Genomic DNA, 21847 nt, shown 5'->3' on the forward strand with positions numbered 1-21847 from the left:
GACCGCGGCGAGTCTGTCGGAAATGTCTTGAGCATACGACATAATGGTTCGCCTGTTTGACGCTTAGATACGGATGCGGCTTCGAAATGGCCGAACCGGTTTCTGGTCAAAGCTCCCGCCCATGCGATGTAGCTCCATTTCCGATTTCTGCTCCGCCCGCGAAGGGTGATGATACGTTTTCGCCCAGACCTTACCGATCTGTATGAAAGCGGCCATTACGCCGAAAGCTTTGTCATTTAGCTTCAACCCTTCCTGAAAGACAGAGATCACTTGCAGCTCGGGTGGCTCTGGTCGTGCGTGTCTGTTTCGAAGGCTAGAGCCAACGGAGAGAGGCAATTGAAAAAAGAAGCGTCGAATCAATAAATTAGAGAGTGGGAGGCAGCTTGACCATCCCTGAACATCATTCCATGACAAACAATGAGAAATCGCCGCCGGCTCTGATTGGCAAGCTGATATCCGCCTTGAAGCCAATTTTTTCCATGGCCATTGGCGTCCCCATTCTTGTCGTTCTGTGGGCCTCCTTCTCCGGATTGGTGCAAAACGTCAACTTCGAGGATATAGTCGCCAGTGTTTTTAGGACACCACCATACGACGTCGTCGCTGCGGCGTGCTTTACGCTGTTGAGCTTTGTTTGCCTCAGCATTTATGATTTTTCGGCTCTGTGGCACCTACGGCTTCGGATTCCTAGTGCCGACGTCTTTCGCACATCATTTTGCGCATATGCCGTGGGCAACTTTGTCGGCTACGGTCCGTTGTCAGGCGGCGCGATCCGTTATCACCACTATCGCCGGCTTGGCCTCAAGCCCGCCGATATCGGAAACATCATAGCCTATATAACGCTGGCTTTTGGCCTCGGCGTCGCCGCAGTGATGGCCGTTGGACTCGTGTCGAACCCGGCGGATATCGCCGGATCGATTAATGTTTCTCCCCAAGCGCTCACGATGATCGGCGGCGGGCTCCTGATCGGCCTGGCGGCTGTGTTCACGCTGTCCGCATCCGGCCGCTCTGTGCCCCTATGGCGCGGCCGTTCAATGGCGCTTCCGCGGCCCAGAATCATGCTCGTTCAGTTTGCCGCCACGGTTGCCGACGTTGCAAGTGCTGCGGCGGCCCTCTGGGTTCTCCTGCCCCATATGGACATCGGCTTTCCTGCATTTGTCGCCGTTTTCTCCGTTGCGATTGCATTGGGCATCGCAAGCCACGTCCCGGCGGGCCTGGGCGCGTTCGAGGCCGTGATTGTCGCCGTGTTGGGAGGGACGTCCCCAATGGGTGACGTAATCTCCGCTCTCCTTCTTTATCGATTGATATATTACGGCCTCCCCTTCCTCCTGGCGGCCGGACTGATAGGCACGGCTGAGTTCCGCCGCGGCAGAATGGCGAAGCGAGCGTCATGGTTGGCCAGAGTCGGATTGCGTCTGTCACCCAATGTTCTTTCCGCACTGACCTTTGCGATGGGTGTGGCACTGATCGTTTCCGGCGTGACGCCAGCCTCGATTGCCAGGCTCGACCTGCTTGCAAAATACCTTCCGCTGTCGATCGTCGAGAGTGCTCACTTCCTCGAGAGTGTCCTTGGCCTCGGATTGATCGTGATAGCGCGAGGGCTGGCGCATCGCTTGGATGGCGCCTGGTGGGCCGCGAGCGCAAGTGTCGGCGCGGCGATTGTCCTTTCGCTTCTGAAGGCGATCGCACTGAGTGAATCAGCCATACTGCTGCTGTTACTCGCGGCCTTGATCGCCTCACGACGCCAATTTTCCCGACCCGCATCCTTGATGCATCAGCCCCTCTCAACATCCTGGCTTGTGGCGATCGCGACGGTGCTGATGAGTGCCATTGTTGTGCTCTTCCTCGTTTACAGCGACGTCGACTACCAAAACGGATTGTGGTGGGATTTCGAGTTCACCGACGAGGCGCCTCGCAGCCTTCGTGCATTGCTTGGTCTGCTAATCGGAGCGGGAGCGCTTGCTGGCTGGACACTGTTGCGACCCGCGAAGGGCAAGGCGTGTTACCCCTCCAAGGCGGAGATCGATGAGGCGATAGCGATCGTCGCAAGCCAACCTTATCCTGATGCCAACCTCGTACGGATGGGCGACAAGATGGTCTTATTCTCAAACGATCGGAGAGCTTTCATCATGTTCAGCCGCCATGGTCTGTCCTGGGTCGCCCTCTTCGACCCTGTCGGACCACGGGATGCATCCGCGAGCCTCATTTGGCAGTTCGTCGAGATGGCGCAGCGCGCGGGCGGCAGAGCGGTGTTTTATCAGGTCCAGCCACAGAATCTCTCCCTATATGCCGACGCCGGCCTGAGGGCCTACAAGATCGGAGAGGCAGCCCACATCGATTTGAAATCATTTGATCTTGGTGGAGCGAAACGAGCAAGCTTGCGGCATGCCGTCAATCGCGCGCAACGAGATGGATTGTCCTTCTTCCTCTTGGAACCTGATGAGGTAGCGGATGAAATCCACAGCCTGCGGGAAATTTCCGACAGCTGGCTTGCAGCGCAGAAATCACGGGAGAAAAGTTTCTCGCTTGGTGCCTTCGACGCCGATTACGTCTGTGCACAGCCAGTCGCAATCATCAAACGTGATGGTAAGATCATCGCTTTCGCAACGATCTTGCGCACATCGCTTAAAAACCAGGTGACCATAGATTTGATGCGTTCGATGTCAGACGCCCCGTCTGGAACGATGGAGTATCTCATCGTCAGTCTGATACTTCACCTGAAAGGCAAGGGCTATCTCTCGTTCGATATCGGCATGGCCCCTCTTTCCGGGCTCTCGAACAGCCCTGCCGCACCATTTTGGCATCGCATCGCGCGCGTCGTCTATGAGCGTGGAGAGCGCTTCTATCATTTTATCGGTCTAAGAACCTTCAAGGCAAAATTTCAGCCGCAATGGCAACCGCGATATCTGGCGGTTTCGAACGGAACCAGCCCGCCCCTCGCCCTTGCCGACATCACCGCATTAATCAGCGGTGGCTTTAAGGGTATGGTGCGCAAGTGAGACGATATATCCTGGTTTTTCTGGCGCTTTTCTGGTGCGCTGCGGCGGTGTTTGCGGACAGCAATCCCGCTTTATCAAATGTCCCGATAGACGCGGGCCTTTTGGGCAAACCCCGAATTATTTTGCCGACCGGCCCCGTCCGAGGTGAAGTATTCCTGTTCTCCGACAAGGAGGGCTGGGGAGCTGACGAGGATATTCTCGCGGCAAGTCTGCAAAGCAAGCAAATGATCGTCGTCGGCATCGATACGAAGACACTTCTGGCGACGCTGAATGCACGCCCTGCCAATGACTGCATCTATCTTGTTTCCGATATCGAAGCCTTGAGCCGCCAGATACAGCGGGCCATTGACGACACCCATTATCAGTCGCCGATCATTGCCGGCATGAGAACAAGCGGGGCTCTTGTTCTCGCCATCGCCGCCCAAACTCCGGATGCCACCATCAAGCAGACGGTGGCCATCGATCCGACGATAGCACTTCCATTGGTCAAGCCGCTCTGCACGGATGCGCCACGTGTTTCGGTTAGCGGCGGCTCGATTTATGGGTTGTCGCCACACGGCCTCAGGAACCCGGTTGATGTCGGTTACACAGCCGCCGCTTCGACCGACGGTCGCACCCATGTGCTTGAGTTGAAGAAGCAAGGCTTCGCGATCCAGACGAAGGACCTTACCGAAAACCCCCATCAGGCGGTGCTGTCCGCCGTCGACCGAGCGCTCAGCGTGGCGGTCGCGAGCGATCACTCCGTCGGCGATTTGCCGCTGATACAGTTGCCCACTGCACCGAGCTTTGGAACGATGGCGATCATTTATTCGGGAGACGGCGGCTGGCGAGATATCGATAAATCGATAGGTGATGTCCTTCAGAAGGACGGCGTTCCCACCGTTGGTGTCGATTCGCTTCGATATTTCTGGTCGAAAAAGAAACCAGATGAGACGGCGAAGGACATGGCGCGCATCATCGATACCTATACGAAGCTCTGGGGTGCCGAGCACGTCATTTTGGTGGGCTATTCTTTTGGAGCCGATATTTTGCCGAAAGCCTATGACCTGCTGCCGGTCGGCGACAAAAAGAAGATCGTGGAGATATCGCTTCTCGGCGTCTCAAATACAGCAAACTATCAGATCTCCGTGGGGGCATTTCTCGGCAACAGCTACGGCGACGCTCCGACCTTGCCAGCCCTGGGGAAACTACAGGCGCAGATGATACAGTGCTTCTACGGGGAATTGGAAACGGACAGCGTCTGCCTGAAGCTTCAAGGAACGGGAAGCGAGCTCATCAAAACCTCCGGTGGCCATCATTTCGATGGACGCTACGATGTGCTGGCGCATGACATTGTCAATGGCGCCAAGCGGCGACTTGCTGTTGCAGGAAATCGAGACAGCAATGTAGCCGCTGAACGCTACTAGGCGGCGGTGTGAGGTGGCGGCTAGAAGCTCGACGGCAAAGTCGGCCTGATTGGGGCTCGGCAACCCTAACATCGATCGGCATGGTAGTCGGGATGACGGCGACTGCGACCTTTTTGAAAGACCAGGGGGAGGATTGGTGCTTTGCTGCCCGTATTCTCTCGGAGAGTAAAAAAGAGAGCACCTCTGTTCAGAAAAAGGAGAACCACGTTTGAGATCAACGCTTGTGAAACCCATACGCCGCCACCTTCTTGGACTGCTTGCCAGCAGTTTATACCTGCCGCTCCTTGGCAAAGTTGCTGCGGCCGCATCGGCAACGCTGATGGTCTCAGCTTCCGACGAGCTGGTTCAAACGGCCTTGAAGAAGGAGGTAGACCCCTCCTTCAGGCGCCTGGCGGCCGCCGAAGTCTTGAGTGATCGCTCATTGAGTATGAACATGGCCGATCGCTATCTCGGAACCGAGACCTTCCATAGTTGGGCCGACGTCATTTGCGCGCGCGACTTTGAAATGAAGCAGCTGGCTGGCTTTGGTGAGTTCAACGAACTGAATTCAAAGGATATCCCAAGGCTGGCCGCTTCTGTCAGGCACGAGGTGGGCGCAAGGAAAGCCCTGATCATGCGGTCACCGATCGCGATCATGTCTACTCCCGCAGCGCCCCGCACGCCGACCTCTCTTGCGGACCTTTGGGATCGGCCTGTGGCCAAGCGTCTCGGCATTGTCACTTCGGACATAATCGACGCTGCGCTCATTGCATCTGCCGCGCATGGCGGTGCTCGGGGGCGCGTCAGTCACGCTGACGCCGGCTTTCGCGCTTGGCGCGATCTTGGTGTCCATGTTTATGAAACACCGGATGCCGCGATGTCCGCGATGAGAACAGGCGAAATCGCTGTCATGTTTGGTCCACTCACACGGTATTTCGCGTTAAAGAAGCTCGGCCTCTCACTTCAGAAAAACGTTCCCGACGAAGGGACTTACTATCTGAACGTCGAAGCCGCCGTGCCGGCTCATTCAAGAAACCGATCCAGCGCTCAGAAATACATTGACGCGGTGCTCTCAAGGCAAGCGCAACAATCAATCGCCGAGACGTTTGGGATGGCCCCCGTCGTATCGGATGTCGAACTCAATTCAGATCTATCGAGCCAGATCGAACTGGTAGGCCATGAGGCGGAGAACCTATGGGACCTAAATGCCCCCGAAATTTTGCAGTCTCTGCCCGACATACGAAAACTGTGGGCTCTCCATTTAAAATCCTGACCGAAAATGGAGACGCGCCGGGTTCGGTGCGCTATGAGCTTGGATTGATGAAAATGTATGATGTGGGCGCGAAGTTTATAAAGCCCTCGTCTTTGAGAAGATTAAAATTGAGCGTGCTTTCGTGTCGGATCTCGGTGATTAACGCAAGAAGGAAAAGATCATGCGAGCAATCGTTGGTCTTGGAAAAGGTCTTGATATCCTCACGACTGCCGAAAGACCTGTTGAGCGATCTTATGGCCATGGGCTGTAATCTCGGCCAAGGCTGTCTCTTTGGCAAGGCGCTACCGGCAAAAGAAGCCTTTCGTTTGTTTGATGGGAAGCTTGTCGGATTTCCCCTACATGCTCCGCGAACGAGCGCCTGACGCAAATCCTATTTTGGGCGGATCAGACCCTTCTTAAAAGCAAGGTCCTCTTCCGTGCATACCCGTATGCCTGCTAGCCCCCGGCGGACGAGCCTGCATCGAAATCATCGTTGAGCCGTAGATCTTCTTGTCATGGCGGCCGCCGGGATTTCACACTGCCGCAGTATGCAACAATCTGGATAGCGACCTAATAAGGTTTCGTCGCGGCACTTTCGGCTTTTACGGCGCTGTTCGCAAAAAGACGTTGGAGGCAGGACGTGAACGTCGCATGCATCGGATAGATACGGGATGTCGGGATTATCCAGTCGGGCTCGTTGCCTTGAAACGAAACCTGAAGGTCTGCCATTCCGGCAAGTGCAGAGCGAATAATTCCGTGCACGCCGTCGGCGTTCGAATTCTCCGCAAGATTCCAGATGCGAAGACTTTTGCCGCCCGCCCCTGCAGCCGGCACTTCTATTGAGTTGCTCCTGCCCTTGATTGCCACGTGGGTGGCCAAATGCTCCGGCAAAGACCACGCTTCATCCGTAATGATCCATGTGGCATCTTTCAGGGTTTCGCGAAATTCGACTGTCTTTCCTGTTTCACTATCCCATAAGAGCGTGCAATAGCTTTGGGAGCTATCTGATACGTATCCGATAGACCATTGGCTTGCTGAACCCAGCCATACTGCAGCGGCGTTGGCTGTGAACGGTTGCGCTGCGGCGAGGAGCGCCGCGAGGAGTGTTTTCATCGGCGGACAGACCGAGATTTTCATGTGCCCTCATCTAGTGGCAATAGCCGGTATGATCTCTTCTGCCGACCTGATCGTTCAAATCTGGAATAAAATGGTTTCAATGCCATGAAGATGCTCAGCGGGTGGAAGAGCAGTGCAACGCCTGATGCGCTGAACGGCAGGTATAGGTGGCCGCCTGTTGAATTTCGCTTAAAAATTTAGCTGGAGCGCGTCCATTGAACGCGGAATCAGAATTTGGGTGACAGGCTCAATTGGCCGTGATTTCCTTCCTTCGAATCAGGAGGTAGGGATGTCACGTGCATTAAGTGATGATCTTCGCAGCCGTGTTCTTGCGGCTTCCGCAGACCGGATGTCCGCACGCTCGGCGGCTGCGCGATTTTGGATTGGGATTTCGACAGCGATTGCCTGGATCGCCAATGCGCGACAGGGTCAATTGACAGCAGGCAAACAAGGCCGACGTTCTGGCTCCAGGCTGGATGCGCATGAGGCATTTATCATCGGTCTGATTGATGTGGAGAAAGACATCTCGCTCAATGAGATGGTCCTGCGCCTGAGCACGGATAAATCCGTATCGATCGGCCGTAGTGCTCTTGACGTGTGGCTTCGCAAGCGCGGCTGGACCTTTAAAAAAGACCACCCATGCGTTGGAGCAGGAGCGAGACGACCTTTTGAAACGGCATCAGGACTGGTTTGAAGGTAAGCTCGATCTTGATCCTGCCAAGCTCGTCTTCATCGACGAAACCGGCCTTTCCATGAAGATGGCTCAGCTGCGCGGACGATCCCTATGCGGTGAACGCTGTCGTTCGGCCGTTCCCCACGGACACTGGAAAACGACCACCTTTACAGGTGTACTGAGGCTTTCCGGCATGACGGCACCGATGGTGCTCGACGGTCCGATGAACGGCGCAGCATTCTTGGCCTACGTCGAGCAGGTTCTTGTGCCAACACTCAGCACGGGCGATACTGTCATCATGGATAATCTACCTGCGCATAAAGCCGACGGTGTTCGGCTGGCTATCGACCCCGTTGGCGGCAAGCTGCTCTATCTTCCGCCCAACAGTCCCGACTTCAACCCCATCGAAATGGCCTTTTCCAACTCAAAGCCCTTCTGCGGGCAAGGGCCGAGCGCTCCGTTGAGGCCTTGTGGCATACCGTTGGCAAAATCGTCACGGTCTTCAAACCGCAGGAATGTGCCAACTATTTCGCAGCAGCCGGATATGACCCGGATTAAAATGGACGCGCTCTAGTTTGCCATTTCGCGATGGGCCACGATCAGTTCGAAATAGTGAAGCAGTTCATAGACCAGCCTCCGCACGGCCGGGTCGGCGCCCAGCAGAAAGACGGCTCAGATCTCGGTGGAATTCAATACGCTAGCGATATCGACTGAAGAGCGATTGCTGTTGTGACCAACCTCGTTTCCTATCGCCCTGGCGTGGTGACAGACCGAAACATGAATTGCGCTCGGTCTTTGTGTCAGCTCAACAACAGTCGATAAATCCCAAGAAGCTGATCAGGATCGGTCATCCATAGAAACCCTCAGATCTTCGACCGTCTCCCAGTCTCATTCGTCCGCCTCCCTACTTATTCGCTCCCCTCGAAGAGGCAATCATCAGCCGCTGCTGGCAGCCGCCATGCTTTCACCAGCCCTTAGAGCACGGGAATGATGACGAGGTCAGCAGTGGGACGACAGTGATGGCATCGTCAAAAGATGAAGAATGCAAATGGCAATACCGGCCTTGGCTCGATGGCGTTTGGGGCGGCGGCCAGCGGCGAATGAAGACATGGTATAGTATGGTTCAATATGTTTTGCCCAGCGTGTTTAGTATGGGTCCTTGCGCAGTCTTTTTACAACGACCCCCGCTGTGCAACGACATGTCCTGCACCACAATTCCCAAGAGTTGTGATAGGACTTAAGCGACAGTCCGCTGCTATGGTCGCAGCGGAATCTTACACGGCCTGAATCAAGCGTCGGGGGCTCGAATGTGGCGAGAGATTGTGACATTGTTCGGAAGAAATGTAGTGGTGGTGCTGGCGGGTAGTCTCACCGCTCTGGCTATCGTAGCCTATAATATGAGCGAATGCTCGAGAAATATCATCCAAAGCTGGTGGAGAATATTGATTACGCGATCGCAGCCGTCATCCTCTTTGGCATTTTCTATCTCGCCGTCCTACTTGTGCGAGCCGCATGGGCTTATGGTGAGGAAGACGACGACTGACAGGGGCCTAAGTATCGAAGGCGACAAGCAGACGTCTTTCACGCATTGCCACGTGCGTGAATCCCGCCGGGCTTTTGACAAATTCATCCACATCGCTTTATTTTTGAAATATCCATGTGGCGAGAGACGACTAAAATTTCGATTATTCAAGGTTAATCCCTTTTACGTGCCTTTCGATCTACCGCGGTATCGGGGCCGGGTCTTTTGGTCATGCTGGCAGACACAGATGTCGGTAACGTCGTCACGGCAGCGCAAAGCGGCGCCAAATGCGGCTACCGGCTTTTGCCTCCGTTAATTGTCGTGATCCCGCTGCTCTATATGGTCCAGGAACTGACCATCCGTCTAGGGATCTATACGGGCCAGGGGCACGGCGAGCTGATCCGCAAGGAATTTGGCACAGGTTGGTCGTGGGTTGCGGCGGTTGGGCTCGTGGCGGCAACGGCCGGACGATGGTGACGGAAATCATCAGTGTCGCCAGCATCGATTAGCTATATGGTTTGTCCAGTAATGTGACTTCGGCGATCGCCATAACGGTATCCTCGACCATTCGCAGGCCATGCGAAGAGCGCAGGTGGAGGCATACGGCGTGGGAAATGACTTCAGCAGTAAAACGACGAGGGCGATAGAGCGGATCACGCGCTGCCTGGTCATACGAAATCATCGCAGATCAATGGCGACCTGGATAACGCTACAATGCTCGTGCCGGCCATCGCCAACGGAGCATTGGCGCGCAGACGGACGCTTACAAATCCCGCAGATATTCTGCGTCATGCCCTCGTGGCGGTCTTGCCGCCAGAACTGCCGTGACGACGGCTGCAACCATCAAAAGCAAGACCATACCGATATAGTCCAAGGGTATCGACAGAGCTTCGGGTGGCGGATCGAACACGCCGGTCAGCAGCTTCACCAGCATCCATGCCGTCGCTATCCCAGACAGCATGCCGAAAAAGATGCCTCCGGCAATGACGAGAAGGCCTTCACTCCATAGAAATGCCGACAGTTGCGGCCGGGTAGCGCCGATGGCACTTAGAATGGCAAAATTCCGGCGCCGCTCGATGAGGCCCAGCGCCAGCATTAGTCCGCCTGCTGCAGCAGCCATCACTACGGCGAATACCAGCTCTATCGTCGTCAGACCGGCCAGATCGATGGCGGTCAGGCTCGAACCGATAAGATGCGCGGCCTGGCCGACGTTCGTGATTTTCATTGACGGATCGGACGCAAAGAGGGTCGAAGCCTGTGCGGAGAGCTTTACCGGGTCGCCCTTCGCTCGCATCAGCACATATTCCGAGGCTGCCGAACCGGTCTTTTCGGCGATGTAACTGGCGTTGGCCACCAGGAAGGAATCCTTCGGCGCGGTCGGAAACTCTCGCGCGACTCCGATGAACTTAAACGGCAGCGGATGATATTGATGGTCGCGGGTGTTCATCAGACGCAAGTTGATCGTGTCGCCCTGCTCAAGCTGGAAATCCTGAGCAGTCTCTTCCGACAGCAGTACACCGTCTCGTGTCGCGGCCAACTTAGCGAGTGTGGCTGCGGCGTTGCCGCCGCTGAAATAGGCGTCTGAAAGACTAGTGGCACGCCCGATGCGCAGAGGATCGATGCCGTAGAGATCCTGAAGGTCAGCACCGACGTAGGCGAAGCGATGTTGCATCGGTTCGGCGGCGGCCGTATCCGGCAAGGCGGCGAGCGCGGTCAGATGGGCATCGGCGGGCTTCTCGGACGTGCCGAATACGGTGACGTCGGCTCCGTTGGTGAGCTCGGCGTCCACACGCGACTGTGCATTGTAGGTAGCATTGAAAATTGCAGTTGAGACGGCAAACGAGATTGCTAGCGCAGTCATCGCGATGCCTGCGGTGAGCCGGCGTGTTTGCCGGGACAACGCGGCGGCCACAATCGGCGTGAGCACACCACAGGCTGGCCTTATGAGAGCTCGAAGAAATGAACCGTTGCGCGCAATCACGCTGTTCGACAATCGCAGTGTCAGCAGTGCCGTCCCAAGCCAGAATAAGGCGGGCGCGATAAACGCCTTGTAGTCCACGGCCGTCGCCGCCACGCCTTCCGGTGCGAGCACGATCTGGTATCCAGTGCTTGCCGATTGCCAGAAGAACAGGCTCGCCGCCAGAAGCAGCAGCGCGTCCAGCCACAAGCGCTGCCAAAGCGGCCGTGCGACCTCGTCTACAGAGCGCCGCGCCGCGCTGACCGTGCTCAACCGCATGTCGCGCCAGGCAGGATAGAGATAGGCGACAAAACCCGTGACGAGCCCCACGGCGGCCACGAGGCCCAGGATCGGAACGGTCACGCCTGGAATCATGTGCAGTCCCGGTACCAAAGGGCTCGACCACAACGCCAATGCAACTCCGCACACGGTGCCGGCCACCGCGGCGACCGTTGCCTCGGCGGCGGACAAGGCAAGGATCGTCCGCGAGGCGGCACCACGAACGCGCAGCAGCGCCCGCTCGACGCGACGGCGTGCCGCGCCCGATGACGTTACCGCGAAGGTCAGAGCGAGCGCCAATGCAACACCGGGTAATCCGAGGAACATAAACAGGACGGATGCGTACCGCGCATCTTCGCGTATCGCGTCGAGGCGGGAGCCCAAATTGTCCGCTACCAGTGCCTGTCCCGCGACCTTTGCTTCCAGGTTCCTTGCGGCGCCAGTGACGAAAGTGAAGGCCGGCACGGGATCCGGCGGCAGGGCGTCGTGAGCGAGCCTGACATGCAACTGCTGACGGGTGGTGTCGGGACGCGCCTTCGCCTGTGGACCGAAGATCTGCTCCCATTCGGCCGATGGCAGGATGAGCACGTTATCCGGAGGCGCCTGCGGAGCTGTCTGGGGCGGCTGGCCGACGGCCTGGAACAACGCATCGGCGTCGGGAAGATCGACCACGCCGTCTACCTTCGCAGTCAGTGGCGGCAAGTCTATCCGCTGGATCGTGACACTGTCTCCAGGCCCGACATGCAGGTTGGCGGCTGTCTGCTGCGCGATGAGGACGCCGTCGCGACTTCCGGAAAGGAACCGGATTTCCATGGGAAAATCGCGCAGATAATTTTCGTCGAAGGCGATCACCTGTCCCGGTCCTGTCGTCTGGGCAGTGCCGCCGGTGCTGGCTTCGAATCCGGCGACGTTGGCATAGCGGACCCGATGCGTCGTCTGGATAAGCGCTGTTTGCTCCAGTGTCTTTTGTATCGAGTCCTGATCAGCACCCGGCACGAGCTGGACCTGCCAGTCGATAGGCACGGCCGATATCGCGCGGGAGGTCATGGAAGCCCCCGCGCTTACCAGGAACAGTGCCAATATGGCAAGAAGCGCCACCGTGAGTGCGATACCGACCGCTGAACCCGCAACACGGGCGAGCCGATGGGCAAGGACGCCTCGGATCCACAGCACAAACATCATGTTCCCACCACTTTCATTTTACCGCAAATCAACCGGCCATGATCCACCGTCCAGCGCGTGGCCATCCGGGTGGCAATCGCTTCGTCATGCGTGGCAACGACCAGGGCAGCCCCAATTCCTTCCACGTGCTCCAGCACCGCATCCATGAAGGACCGGGCCGTAGTGCCGTCCAGCTGTCCGGTGGGTTCGTCGGCCAAGACGAGTTTCGGCCGAAGGGCCAAGGCGCGTACCATTACGACCGTTTGCGCCTGGCCTCCTGACAATTCCTCAGGCAGCTTGTCCGCAAGCTCGCCAAGACCGAAGTAGGACAGCAGGTTGCGGCTGTAGCCGGGTGTTGTCTCCACACCGGCGAGGACTGCCGGGAGGTCGACATTCTGTGCCGCCGTCAAGGCCGGAAACAGGCTAGGCGACTGGAACACGAAGCCGATCCGACGGGGACGAAGCTGCTCGATAGTGCCCAAGGACGGCCATTCGATCTCACCGCTTGTTGGGCGGTCCAGTCCACCAAGAATATGTAGCAGGGTTGTCTTTCCCGAGCCGGATGGGCCGGCCAAGACAATGCGATCACCTTCACGGATTTCGCAGTTTATGTCTTGCAACACGGAGAGATGTTCGCCGCCGCTTGAAAATTTCCGGCCGATATTCCGGCAGATCGTCAGTATGTCAGTCATCCTCCACCCTCCCATCGTGCAGCCGGATGATCCTGTCAGCCTTTCGAGCCAATGCCGTGCTATGGGTTGCAAGCAAAGTGGTGAGACCGGCGCGGCGCCTTGTTTCGAAATGATCGATCAGTCGCGATTCCGTGTCAGCGTCAACCTCGGCGGTAGGTTCGTCGGCGACGAGGATCGGCGGATTGGCGGCAAGAGCGACTGCGAGACCGGCACGCGCCGTCTCCCCGCCGGAAAGCTGTGTAGCGAAGGCATGCGCGCGATGTCGCAACCCCACCATCTCGACCAGCTCATCAACGCGCGGATCGTCCGTCCTATCGGCCAGCCTCATCTGGAAGCGGATGTTCTGCTCCACGCTGAAATGCGGGAACAGATTACCGGACTGAAGCAGGATACCGAAATTTCTGGCGCGGATGCGTGCCCGTGCCGCCTCGGATCGTCGGGTCAGCCGCATGCCGTCCACCAGGACGTGGCCACCATCCGGCTCGTCCAATCCCGTCAGGCATGCCAGCAGCGTGGACTTGCCGCTGCCGGAAGGTCCCATCAAGGCAACGAACTCGCCCTGCGACAGGCATAGACTAACACCGCGCAACGCGAACGTCTCGTCCTCGCCTGTGTGGAAAAATCGGTAGAGTTCATGCGCGACAAGCAAGGACATCTGAGCCCAGCCCTAGTTCCAGCGGAACGATTTCGACATCAATTGCCATTGGTCGACATTGTCCGCGCCCTTTGGTGCGTAGAGTTCGACTGTGACCAGCTCGCCATCCTTGAAATAGAGATAGCGTTCGTTCTCCAGACGAACCTGCTTGTCGGTCACCGCATTCGGCTCCGAATTGGAATTGTAGACGATGCGGATCGCCGGCCCCGCAGGCAGCTTCACGGCTTCGACGGATGCTATCGTCACCGCCCGCCCGGCGGTCTTGAGGTTTGGGACCTCGTTGGTCTTGACGCTTTCGATGGTCGGCGCCGTCGCCGCCTTTGAGACCGAGACGATCACACCGTCCAACTTGTCGACGAAACTCGCACCATCGGCGCGGTCAGAGCGCGCCCAACCTTCGGGAACCTTCATCATGAAGTGATGCGGAGACGCGTAGTCGATGAAAACCTGCGTGTCAGGAATGTCGCCGGGAGGGTTCTTTTCTGCCTGAATGACCTTTTCGGCGGAAAAGGCTGGCGAACTCTCGGCAAGAATGGAAATCGGGCCAAAGCAGGCTAGCGACGAAACAACGGTTGCAATGACCGTCCGGCGCGTATTGGTGGCAATGTTTTCCATTGCTGCGATCCTTTCATGTGAAGAGATGCACCAATGTAGAATGGTTAGGTTACGAACGGTTCGCTGGAAGTATACACAATCGTAAAGTTTCTCAAAAAGGTCAGAGCCAACCAACAATCGACAGACGGGATTTATGGTGATCCTCACCTTGTGTGCGGACGCAACGGTGACCGCGGCCACCGAAACGCTAACTCCAGAGCGGGCAGAATATCGAAGGGGCCTCCTCTTGGCGCGCTCATTAGGATTTGCCGGCTCCCACTCAACTATGTTTTCACCTAGGGGGCTGTGCCTCTCGTCTCACACCTCACTACATAGCAATGACGACAAACATCCGGCTGGCCTCCGTGATCGCAATAGTGCCTTCCTTCCTGACCAGCCGTCTCCTTCGCGGCAACGAAACAAAATCGTAATATCGCCTTGTGAGATTCCCGCACACTGAAAGCTGACTGAAAGGTTGCTCGTGCAAGCGTGTCTGGCTTCGTGGAGGAAGCTTATGCCAAGGCGGCGACCAGGTGTTGCCGCGGCATTCAAACAGGAGGAGACTTTCATGCGTTCATCGCGCGCGCTTTTTCATACCGTAGCCCTTTCCCTCGTCATGACCGCTGGCTCGCTGGCGGCAACGGCAGCGCATGCGGCAGACAAGATTTCGATCATGGTGGGTGGTTACGAGAAACAAATCTACCTACCGGCCAAGCTTGCCGAAGCGCTCGGCTATTTCAAGGAACAAGGGCTCAACGTCGAGCTTCTCAACGAGCCTGCCGGCGTCGATGCGGAAAACGAGATGCTCGCGGGCGCCGTCCAGGGCGTCGTCGGTTTCTACGATCATTGCATAGATCTTCAGGGCAAAGGCAAATTCGTCGAATCCGTGGTGCAGTTTAGCCAGGCGCCGGGCGAGGTGGAGCTGGTGTCCAGCAAGCACCCCGAGATCAAGTCGCCGGCCGATTTCAAGGGCAAGAGCCTCGGTGTTACCGGTCTCGGTTCCTCCACCAATTTCCTGACGCAATATCTCGGCGTCAAGAGCGGCCTTAAGCTCAGTGACTTCACCTCGGTTCCGGTCGGCGCCGGACAGACCTTCATCGCCGCCTTGCAACAGGACGCCATCCAGGCCGGAATGACCACCGAGCCGACGATTTCGCACCTGTTGAAGACCGGTGAAGCCAAGGTTCTCATCGACATGCGCACAATGGCCGGAACCAAGGCGGTCCTTGGGGGCACCTATCCCGCCGCCTCGCTTTACATGCAGGCGTCCTGGATCAAGGACCACAAGGAGGAAACGCAGAAGCTGGCGAACGCCTTCGTCAAGACGCTGCATTTCATCAACACCCATTCCGCCGCCGAGATCGCCGACAGGATGCCGAAGGATTTTTATGTCGGCGATAAGGAAGGCTACGTGAAGGCGCTCGAAAACGGCAAAGCGATGTTTACGCCGGACGGCGTTATGCCTGAAGATGGCCCGAAGACCGTTCTTGCCGTTCTTTCGGAATTTTCCAAGAATGTGCAGGGTAAGACGATCGACCTGTCGAAGACCTATACGACGGAATTCGTCAAGAACGCCAAGTAGGCAATCTGAACAGCCGCCTCCGGGATCGATATCCCGGAGGCGGCTTTTATGCTGGATCTCCCGCCTCGACCCCCAGGTAAACGTGCCAATCCGAATGAAGCTATCGCTTTGTGGGCTTCGATTTCACTAGTGGCTCTGAGTTGCAATAGCGACCGGGAAGCCCGGTAACAGGCTGATCCGGTGCGTCAACTTTTCCAGGCGAAAGGGCTTGATCAGATAGTCAGCAAGCCCCCCAATCGCTTCGCATCGAGCCGATCTGGCAACTGGTCGAAGGCCGACATGATGATCGTCGGGCATTGTGCCAATCCGCGACGCAGCAGGTCGAACCCGTCGCAGTCCGGAAACCGCCGGTCAAGACAAATGACATCGAACGACATAGAGAATGTTGTCTTCCACGAGCAGTATCTGCAACCCAGTTCTCCATTCGTGCGGACACCATTGCTCCGGTCTATTGATAGGCACATGAATCTCGCCAAGCGCATGCATCCCTGACCGCGCCAGGATTGGTTCCTTGAACCGATCGATGGAAACATTCCGGATTTACGGGGCCGGAAATCCGACGGTCACGAGAAGGCCAGGTCCGTCGTCGCGGTTGATCAGTTTCAGGGACAAGCCATAACGGTCGCATATGGCTTCGACGATCGCAAGACCGAGACCGGTGCCCTCGCCCCTGCCCGAGCCGCGATAAAATCGCTCCGTAAGTCGCGGCAATTCATGCTCCTGAACGCCAGGGCCATTGTCCGAGACGATCAGTAACGGGGAGGCTCCGCCTTTAACCGTAATGTCTACCGCGCCCCCGTTCGGGGTGTAGCGTACGGCGTTGTCGACGATCGTCTCGATCAATGTCTTCAGGTCGTCGCTATCGATCCGAACCCAGGCCCCATCAGCCAGGGCCGCAAAGCCGAGATCGAGCTGCTTCTCCTCGGCGGCGACCAAGAGCCCGGAAACCACGTCCTTGACCGTCTCCGTCAGGTCAAATACCTGCGTCGGAGCTGCAAGGGGCTCCCCCTCATATCTGCTGATCTTGAGAAGCTTATCGGTCAGCGCGGAGACGCGTCTGGCGCCCGCGCGCAGCTCGGAGAGCCGTTCCTCAAGATCGGGACCCCTGCTCTGCGAAAGATTGCCAATCTGCAATGTCAATGCCGAAAGCGGGGTCCTCAATTCGTGTGCGGCATCTGAAAGAAACATCTGTTGCTGCCGTAGCGCGACGGCAAGACGGGCTATAAGCTCATTCATCGAACGGACGAAAGGCCAGACCTCGCGAGGCATTGTGCTTAGATCGACTGGAATTGCGTCCATGGTTGCCTTCAAGGACAATTCTTTACCAAGATGCTCCAGGTTGCGAAAAATACGCCCTGTTACGAAGGCGACCAAGAGCCAGGAAAGAGGAATAGCCACCAGGAAGGGAATGGTAGCCCTTGCCGCGGCATCGGTGGCCAACTCCTTGCGGACAGCCATCTGCTGGGCCACTTGTACGGTTCTCTCTGGTGTGATTATCGAAAAGACCCGCCATTCCCTTTTTCCATCCGAAAATTCGGAAAATCCGGTCTCCGCGCGGTCTGGAATAACGATGGATTGGTCCGAGCTTTTGGCAACGCGACCATCGGCATAGCTCACTTCTATGACATAATCGTCTTCGCTGTCGTGAGGAGGCAGGGCTGCCCGATCGGGTGCGATGAACGTCAAGTCGCCGACGTAGCGGGCGATCTGACGCTGTTGGAGGTCGAGAAAATCGCCGCTTTCATTCATCGTGAACAGGTAGGATGCTGCGCCAAAGACGACAGCGATGATGGTGAAAAGGATCGACAGCGAGCTTGCCGTTGCGGTCCGAAGCGAGATCATGACTTTGGAACCATCCAACCAGCACCACGGACGTTCCGGATGACTTGTTTGTCAAAACGCCTGCGAATGTAGAAAATCAGAACCTCAACGGCATTGCTTTCGACTTCCTCTCCCCACCCGTAGATTTTTTCCTCCAGTTGCGATCGTGACAGGATTACACCGGGCCGCTCAAGGAGTGCCCGCATGAGCGCAAATTCACGGTAGGGAAGAACTTCCGTCACGCTGTTGTAGGAAAGTTCGTGTGTCGCAAGATCGAGAACAACGCTTGAGGTTCCGATCTTCGACGTGGCATGGCCCGCCCGACGCCGGATAACGGCGCGGAGTCGGGCAATGATCTCCGACGGCTCGAAAGGCTTGAGCACAAAGTCGTCCGCCCCGAGATCCAGTCCCTTCAGCCTGACATCGAGGTCGTCGCGTGCGGTGATGACCACGATCGGCACGCTCGACCCTCGAAAGCGCGCATCGCGCAACAAAGTCAGGCCGTCGGGTGCGGGCAAAGACAAATCCAGAAGAACTGCCGCGTGCGAATCGTGTCTCATCGCCTCCTCGGCCAATCGACCGTCCGCGACCCAATCCACCGACATGCCGACATCCGTCAACGCGCGTCGCAAGCCGAGTGCCAGCATGGGATCATCTTCCACAACGAGAATTCTCATCCGCTCTCAATCTCCCGCGCACTTTCCGAACTCATGAATTCGAGTATTTGGTTCGGAGTTGGCACCGACCAAAATCACTAAGTCGCATCTAAGAATCGGATGCAACTTTTCCCCCGCTTGCAACCCGATGCAAGGCTTATACCACAATGTTCGCGCAGCTGACTTGAGCCTCTGCGCGTAACGCCTTGCTGGTGAAGGACTTATCGGGGAGACAGGGCGCGCGTCGCGATTAGCGCGGCGACATGCAACGCCTTTGGATCAGCGCTCAATTCATTTGGAGCCGGCGCCATGCGGCCGGATGTTGCTGGGATGCGGTCGACGGCAAACGTGATGTGCCGGCAGACCCGCCGGGACCGTTCGCGCTGGTGCTCTCCGGTGATCGGGCAATAGCGGGCGGCGCGGACGATGGGGAAATTGCTGCACCGATCGTCTCGCGCCGCCATTCATCCGCCCTGATGAGCTCAATGGAAGCGCGTGCAAGCGGGCGAGCGGCAAATTTCGATTCATGGATAGGTGACCAGGAAGAGAGCTATGACAACGCCGACGACGATAAGTGCCGGATACCAAGGAGCATGCCTACGAGCGTGGCAAATGCGCGCATTGCCGACACGTATTGATCGCCGCGTCTCGGGGAGCGTCCATGTCTATCAACATAATAGCGATGAATCCGATCAGCTGCCATTGCAACCTCCATCTGGTTGCTAACAGGATGCAGCGCAAAACTTACCCTGGAATTATGTTTGTCAAGGCGCGCCCTACCTGTGAGTAGGCCTAAGTCTGCGCTAATTATCCGGAGTAAGCATGCCCTTTGCATTGACGACGGAGATCCGAACCGGCTTATGACTGTGAATGAATTAACGACCGGCGGATCGGGCTATAACAGCCTCCTGAGAAGACGAGAAGCACTGCGAGAATTGTTGAGAAATGACCTTTCCAGAGTGCGCTCCTCGCGCAGAAACATCAGTTTCTCAGGGCAGGATGTCGTCGTCGAGTTATTATCCAGACCGGAGCAATGCTTATTTGCCCTCGGGAATCCGTCAAGCGGACCCGGCTCGTTCGGCTTGCTAAGAAAAACAATCGCAGAGCGTTGCGCCGAATTGCAATTGCCCGAAGAGGTCACTGCCTCTGCACAAGCCGATTCAATATACCTTCTCAATGAAGCTTTGAATTGCCTCTTCAAAGCCAGGATCTGAATATGGATGAAATTGTAACGCGTTGGATCAACAGCTGGGCCGGATCAAATTATATCCTCGATGCGGTGGTTATAGCGGTGACACAATTCGGCGCTCCGCTTCTCGTGCTATTTGTCGTCCTGCAATGGTGGTCCGGCAAAGATAGAGACCATGTCCGGCATGCCTGCATAGCCTGCGGCCTGGCCTTTTTGCTTGGACTTGGTTTAAATCAGATTGTCATTCTTTTCATAGATCGCTTGCGACCTTATGAGCTTGGGGTCACTCATCTCATCATCGGTCGGAGCACCGACGCTTCATTTCCATCCGATCATGCCACAGCGACATTCGCAATTGCCTTCTCCCTCCTTGCAGAGGGGCTAAGACGACGGGCAATCGTCGCCATGATGGTGGCGCTATTTATCAGCCTGTCCCGGGTTTATGTCGGCACCCATTATGTTTCCGACCTGGTGGGTGGAGTTTTCATGGCTCTGCTATCGACCGCGCTCGTTCAAGCCTTTTATCGTGAAGACACGAAATTCGATCGCATGGTTAAGTCGATTCTCTAGTCGAGTTACAGGGCGAAGAGTCGACGACAACCCCGGATCTCGCGGCGAATTATGGCTCGCGAAGAAGGCAATTATCATCGTTCGGCTGGCTTTTGCCGCGCCCGTCGCATCCCTCCTACCGGCGGCCCCGGCGATTGCCGCCGCCTCACAGACGCTCGGCGACCTCGCAAAATTCGAGCCAATCGCCGGCAAAGCGGATCTTCCAGACCCTCAGTGGCGATCCGGGTCGCAACCCTCGTTACAAGTATAATGGCCGACCGGGATTCCTTGTCGACCATCTTGCGCAGCGTTCACTATCTTCAAGTTGGAAGGCTCCCCCACCGACTTTCCGCAAACGCCGACCCACCTTAGATGACGATCATTCGCTGTCGAGGACCAATGATTCATCTTTGCTGCGTCGGCGATTGATGGTCATGTAGGCGACGATCAGGACGATGGCACCGAGAAAGAGAAGGCTGGTGATCGTGGTGCCGAACCCCAATCCTCCGTACTCCCTGGGTTGCGAAAGCAGATCGCCAAACGATGCGCCAAGTGGCCGGGTAAAGATATACGCCAGCCAAAAGGCGAGAATGCCGTTGAGCTTGAAAAGGTAATATCCCAACGCCACGAGAGCGATAACCCCGGCGAAAATATAGCCCGTGGTCAAATAACCGAGATCGAACCGTTCAGCCACAAGATCACCTGATGAAGTCCCCAGCGCGAATGTAAAGAGGATCGCAAACCAATAGAAGATTTCGCGCCTTGTCGTGAAGATCGTGTGGATGGATAGCGTGTTCTCGCTCGCGTACCAGGCGCAGAAAGTAACCGCGAGAGCGATGCCGAAGCCGATCGTTGTCGTCTCGAGCGCGATCCCGAAGTTATCGACGAGATTATCGCTGACCAGCGTGCCAACGACACTGATCATGACGACGGCAAGCCAATAGGCCCAGGGCACGTATTTCTTCTGCGCGAATTGCAGGATGAGTGCGACCGCCAGCAACCCGCACATGATGGCCGATGTCATCGGCAGGCCGAGGCCGAGATTGACCGCCAGATAGTCAGCCGCCGTTTCGCCCATGGTGACCGCCAGGAGCTTTATGATCCAAAAATCGACCGTTACATCGGGAACGCGATTGGGTGCCGGGTCACTTGAGGTCGTTGATGAAGGCATAGCCTCCTCCTTCTTTCACGTGGATCGAGCAAACGTCACTTGCCCAGGATCTTCATCGCCTGGCTGAAGAATTCATCGGCGCGTTTGTCGTCATCAGCGTTGCAACGCTCGACACCCTTTGCTTCCAGTTCGGAAATCTTTGCTTTGTCGGCATCGCTCGGCTTCGCTGAGGCTTCTGCCGCGCGTAACTCCTTCAGCGCTTCCTCGCATGGCACGTTCGCAGCCTGCGCCGCACTTGCCGCATAAATGCCGGCCGCAAGCACAATGATTGGCAAAATGAGATTCTTCATCGGATTTGTCCTATTGATCGATATTTGTGAGAGGCCCTAAGACGCCAGGCCCGGTCACTGCTAACCTCCAATTCTCGCCCGCACCTGTCTGTCAGTTTACAGTTTCGTAAAGTGGCCAAGGCAGTCCATAGGCGCGACCCATGTCTTTCGATCGAAGAGAACCTGTCTTCCCGAGCGTTGGGCTCGGATTGATGTCATAGTGCGGGACCGCTCCCCGGTCCGTTTCGCTGATTTATCTCTCCCCAACGCCATCACCTGAGAGCACTTCGGACTGGGCGCCCAAGGCTCTCTGCAAGAACGCCGACGC

At 56.8% G+C, this 21847-nt stretch carries 18 protein-coding genes and 1 pseudogene; 9 read left to right on the top strand and 10 right to left on the bottom strand.

From position 1 onward, the window contains the following. Window positions 1–400: 400 nt before the first annotated feature. Window positions 401–643 carry a hypothetical protein gene (locus GA0061101_RS40220; RefSeq protein WP_245297533.1) on the bottom strand — a complete coding sequence of 81 codons (243 nt, stop codon included), beginning with the start codon at window positions 641–643 and terminating at the stop codon, window positions 401–403. Between GA0061101_RS40220 and mprF the strand changes: the two genes are divergently transcribed. From mprF to GA0061101_RS20890, 3 genes are all read left to right on the top strand, one after another. Continuing rightward, window positions 531–2996 (top strand): bifunctional lysylphosphatidylglycerol flippase/synthetase MprF, encoded by a 2466-nt coding sequence (mprF, locus tag GA0061101_RS20880; protein WP_245297531.1) that lies wholly within the window; start codon window positions 531–533, stop codon window positions 2994–2996. The genes GA0061101_RS40220 and mprF overlap by 113 nt on opposite strands. 122 nt (window positions 2997–3118) lie before the next feature. Then, the gene (locus GA0061101_RS20885; RefSeq protein ID WP_092574765.1) at window positions 3119–4402 is read left to right on the top strand and encodes a virulence factor family protein; all 1284 of its coding nucleotides are present in this window, start codon (window positions 3119–3121) and stop codon (window positions 4400–4402) included. A 208-nt stretch (window positions 4403–4610) separates the two neighbouring features. Continuing rightward, window positions 4611–5654 carry an extracellular solute-binding protein gene (locus GA0061101_RS20890; RefSeq protein WP_092574767.1) on the top strand — a complete coding sequence of 348 codons (1044 nt, stop codon included), beginning with the start codon at window positions 4611–4613 and terminating at the stop codon, window positions 5652–5654. Between the two features lie 549 nt (window positions 5655–6203). Here GA0061101_RS20890 and GA0061101_RS20900 read toward each other — a convergent pair. Further along, window positions 6204–6770, bottom strand: a complete 567-nt coding sequence (locus GA0061101_RS20900; protein ID WP_141694105.1) for a hypothetical protein — start codon at window positions 6768–6770, stop codon at window positions 6204–6206. A gap of 268 nt (window positions 6771–7038) precedes the next feature. Between GA0061101_RS20900 and GA0061101_RS20905 the strand changes: the two are divergent. The 3 genes and pseudogenes from GA0061101_RS20905 to GA0061101_RS20910 all read left to right on the top strand — a co-directional run bounded on the left by GA0061101_RS20905 (window position 7039) and on the right by GA0061101_RS20910 (window position 9421). Further along, window positions 7039–7980 (top strand): annotated as a pseudogene (locus GA0061101_RS20905) (IS630 family transposase). A gap of 847 nt (window positions 7981–8827) precedes the next feature. Beyond that, the gene (locus tag GA0061101_RS39490) at window positions 8828–8965 is read left to right on the top strand and encodes a hypothetical protein (protein WP_167669581.1); all 138 of its coding nucleotides are present in this window, start codon (window positions 8828–8830) and stop codon (window positions 8963–8965) included. 210 nt (window positions 8966–9175) lie between these two features. After that, window positions 9176–9421: a divalent metal cation transporter gene (locus tag GA0061101_RS20910; protein ID WP_208865022.1), complete on the top strand. Its 246-nt coding sequence runs from the start codon at window positions 9176–9178 to the stop codon at window positions 9419–9421. 286 nt (window positions 9422–9707) lie between these two features. Here the strand turns inward: GA0061101_RS20910 and GA0061101_RS20915 are convergent, their stop codons facing one another. The 4 genes from GA0061101_RS20915 to GA0061101_RS20930 are packed head-to-tail and all read right to left on the bottom strand — an operon-like array spanning window position 9708 to window position 14303. Beyond that, window positions 9708–12362 carry an ABC transporter permease gene (locus GA0061101_RS20915; RefSeq protein ID WP_092574771.1) on the bottom strand — a complete coding sequence of 885 codons (2655 nt, stop codon included), beginning with the start codon at window positions 12360–12362 and terminating at the stop codon, window positions 9708–9710. After that, window positions 12359–13033 carry an ABC transporter ATP-binding protein gene (locus tag GA0061101_RS20920; RefSeq protein ID WP_245297527.1) on the bottom strand — a complete coding sequence of 225 codons (675 nt, stop codon included), beginning with the start codon at window positions 13031–13033 and terminating at the stop codon, window positions 12359–12361. The genes GA0061101_RS20915 and GA0061101_RS20920 overlap by 4 nt, the downstream gene beginning before the upstream one ends. Then, a complete protein-coding gene (locus tag GA0061101_RS20925; protein WP_092574775.1) occupies window positions 13026–13688 on the bottom strand; it encodes an ABC transporter ATP-binding protein in 663 nt (220 codons plus the stop codon). Before GA0061101_RS20925 ends, GA0061101_RS20920 begins: the two co-directional genes overlap by 8 nt. Before the next feature lie 12 nt (window positions 13689–13700). Then, window positions 13701–14303, bottom strand: coding sequence for a hypothetical protein (locus GA0061101_RS20930; RefSeq protein WP_092574777.1), 603 nt, complete (start codon window positions 14301–14303; stop codon window positions 13701–13703). A gap of 547 nt (window positions 14304–14850) precedes the next feature. Between GA0061101_RS20930 and GA0061101_RS20935 the strand changes: the two genes are divergently transcribed. Next, complete coding sequence (locus GA0061101_RS20935) at window positions 14851–15864, top strand: ABC transporter substrate-binding protein (protein ID WP_092574846.1); 1014 nt, start codon at window positions 14851–14853, stop codon at window positions 15862–15864. A gap of 540 nt (window positions 15865–16404) precedes the next feature. Here the strand turns inward: GA0061101_RS20935 and GA0061101_RS20940 are convergent. After that, on the bottom strand, window positions 16405–17706 hold the full coding sequence (locus tag GA0061101_RS20940; RefSeq protein WP_092574779.1) for an ATP-binding protein: 1302 nt from the start codon (window positions 17704–17706) through the stop codon (window positions 16405–16407). Then, window positions 17703–18362 carry a response regulator transcription factor gene (locus GA0061101_RS20945; protein ID WP_092574780.1) on the bottom strand — a complete coding sequence of 220 codons (660 nt, stop codon included), beginning with the start codon at window positions 18360–18362 and terminating at the stop codon, window positions 17703–17705. The genes GA0061101_RS20940 and GA0061101_RS20945 overlap by 4 nt, the downstream gene beginning before the upstream one ends. A 242-nt stretch (window positions 18363–18604) precedes the next feature. On the opposite strand from GA0061101_RS20945, the gene GA0061101_RS20950 reads away from it, so the two are divergent. Together GA0061101_RS20950 and GA0061101_RS20955 are read left to right on the top strand one after the other, a co-directional pair. Next, entirely contained in the window at window positions 18605–18979 is a 375-nt protein-coding gene (locus GA0061101_RS20950; RefSeq protein ID WP_092574781.1) for a hypothetical protein, read from the top strand. A gap of 578 nt (window positions 18980–19557) precedes the next feature. Further along, the gene (locus GA0061101_RS20955) at window positions 19558–20100 is read left to right on the top strand and encodes a phosphatase PAP2 family protein (protein ID WP_092574783.1); all 543 of its coding nucleotides are present in this window, start codon (window positions 19558–19560) and stop codon (window positions 20098–20100) included. A gap of 358 nt (window positions 20101–20458) precedes the next feature. On the opposite strand, the gene GA0061101_RS20960 is transcribed toward GA0061101_RS20955, so the two are convergent. Together GA0061101_RS20960 and GA0061101_RS20965 are read right to left on the bottom strand one after the other, a co-directional pair. Beyond that, entirely contained in the window at window positions 20459–21250 is a 792-nt protein-coding gene (locus tag GA0061101_RS20960) for a COG4705 family protein (RefSeq protein ID WP_092574784.1), read from the bottom strand. A gap of 35 nt (window positions 21251–21285) precedes the next feature. After that, window positions 21286–21540 carry a hypothetical protein gene (locus GA0061101_RS20965; RefSeq protein ID WP_092574785.1) on the bottom strand — a complete coding sequence of 85 codons (255 nt, stop codon included), beginning with the start codon at window positions 21538–21540 and terminating at the stop codon, window positions 21286–21288. Window positions 21541–21847: the final 307 nt, after the last annotated feature.

This window comes from Martinezella lusitana, assembly GCF_900094565.1.
In the GTDB taxonomy this organism is placed as follows: domain Bacteria; phylum Pseudomonadota; class Alphaproteobacteria; order Rhizobiales; family Rhizobiaceae; genus Rhizobium; species Rhizobium lusitanum.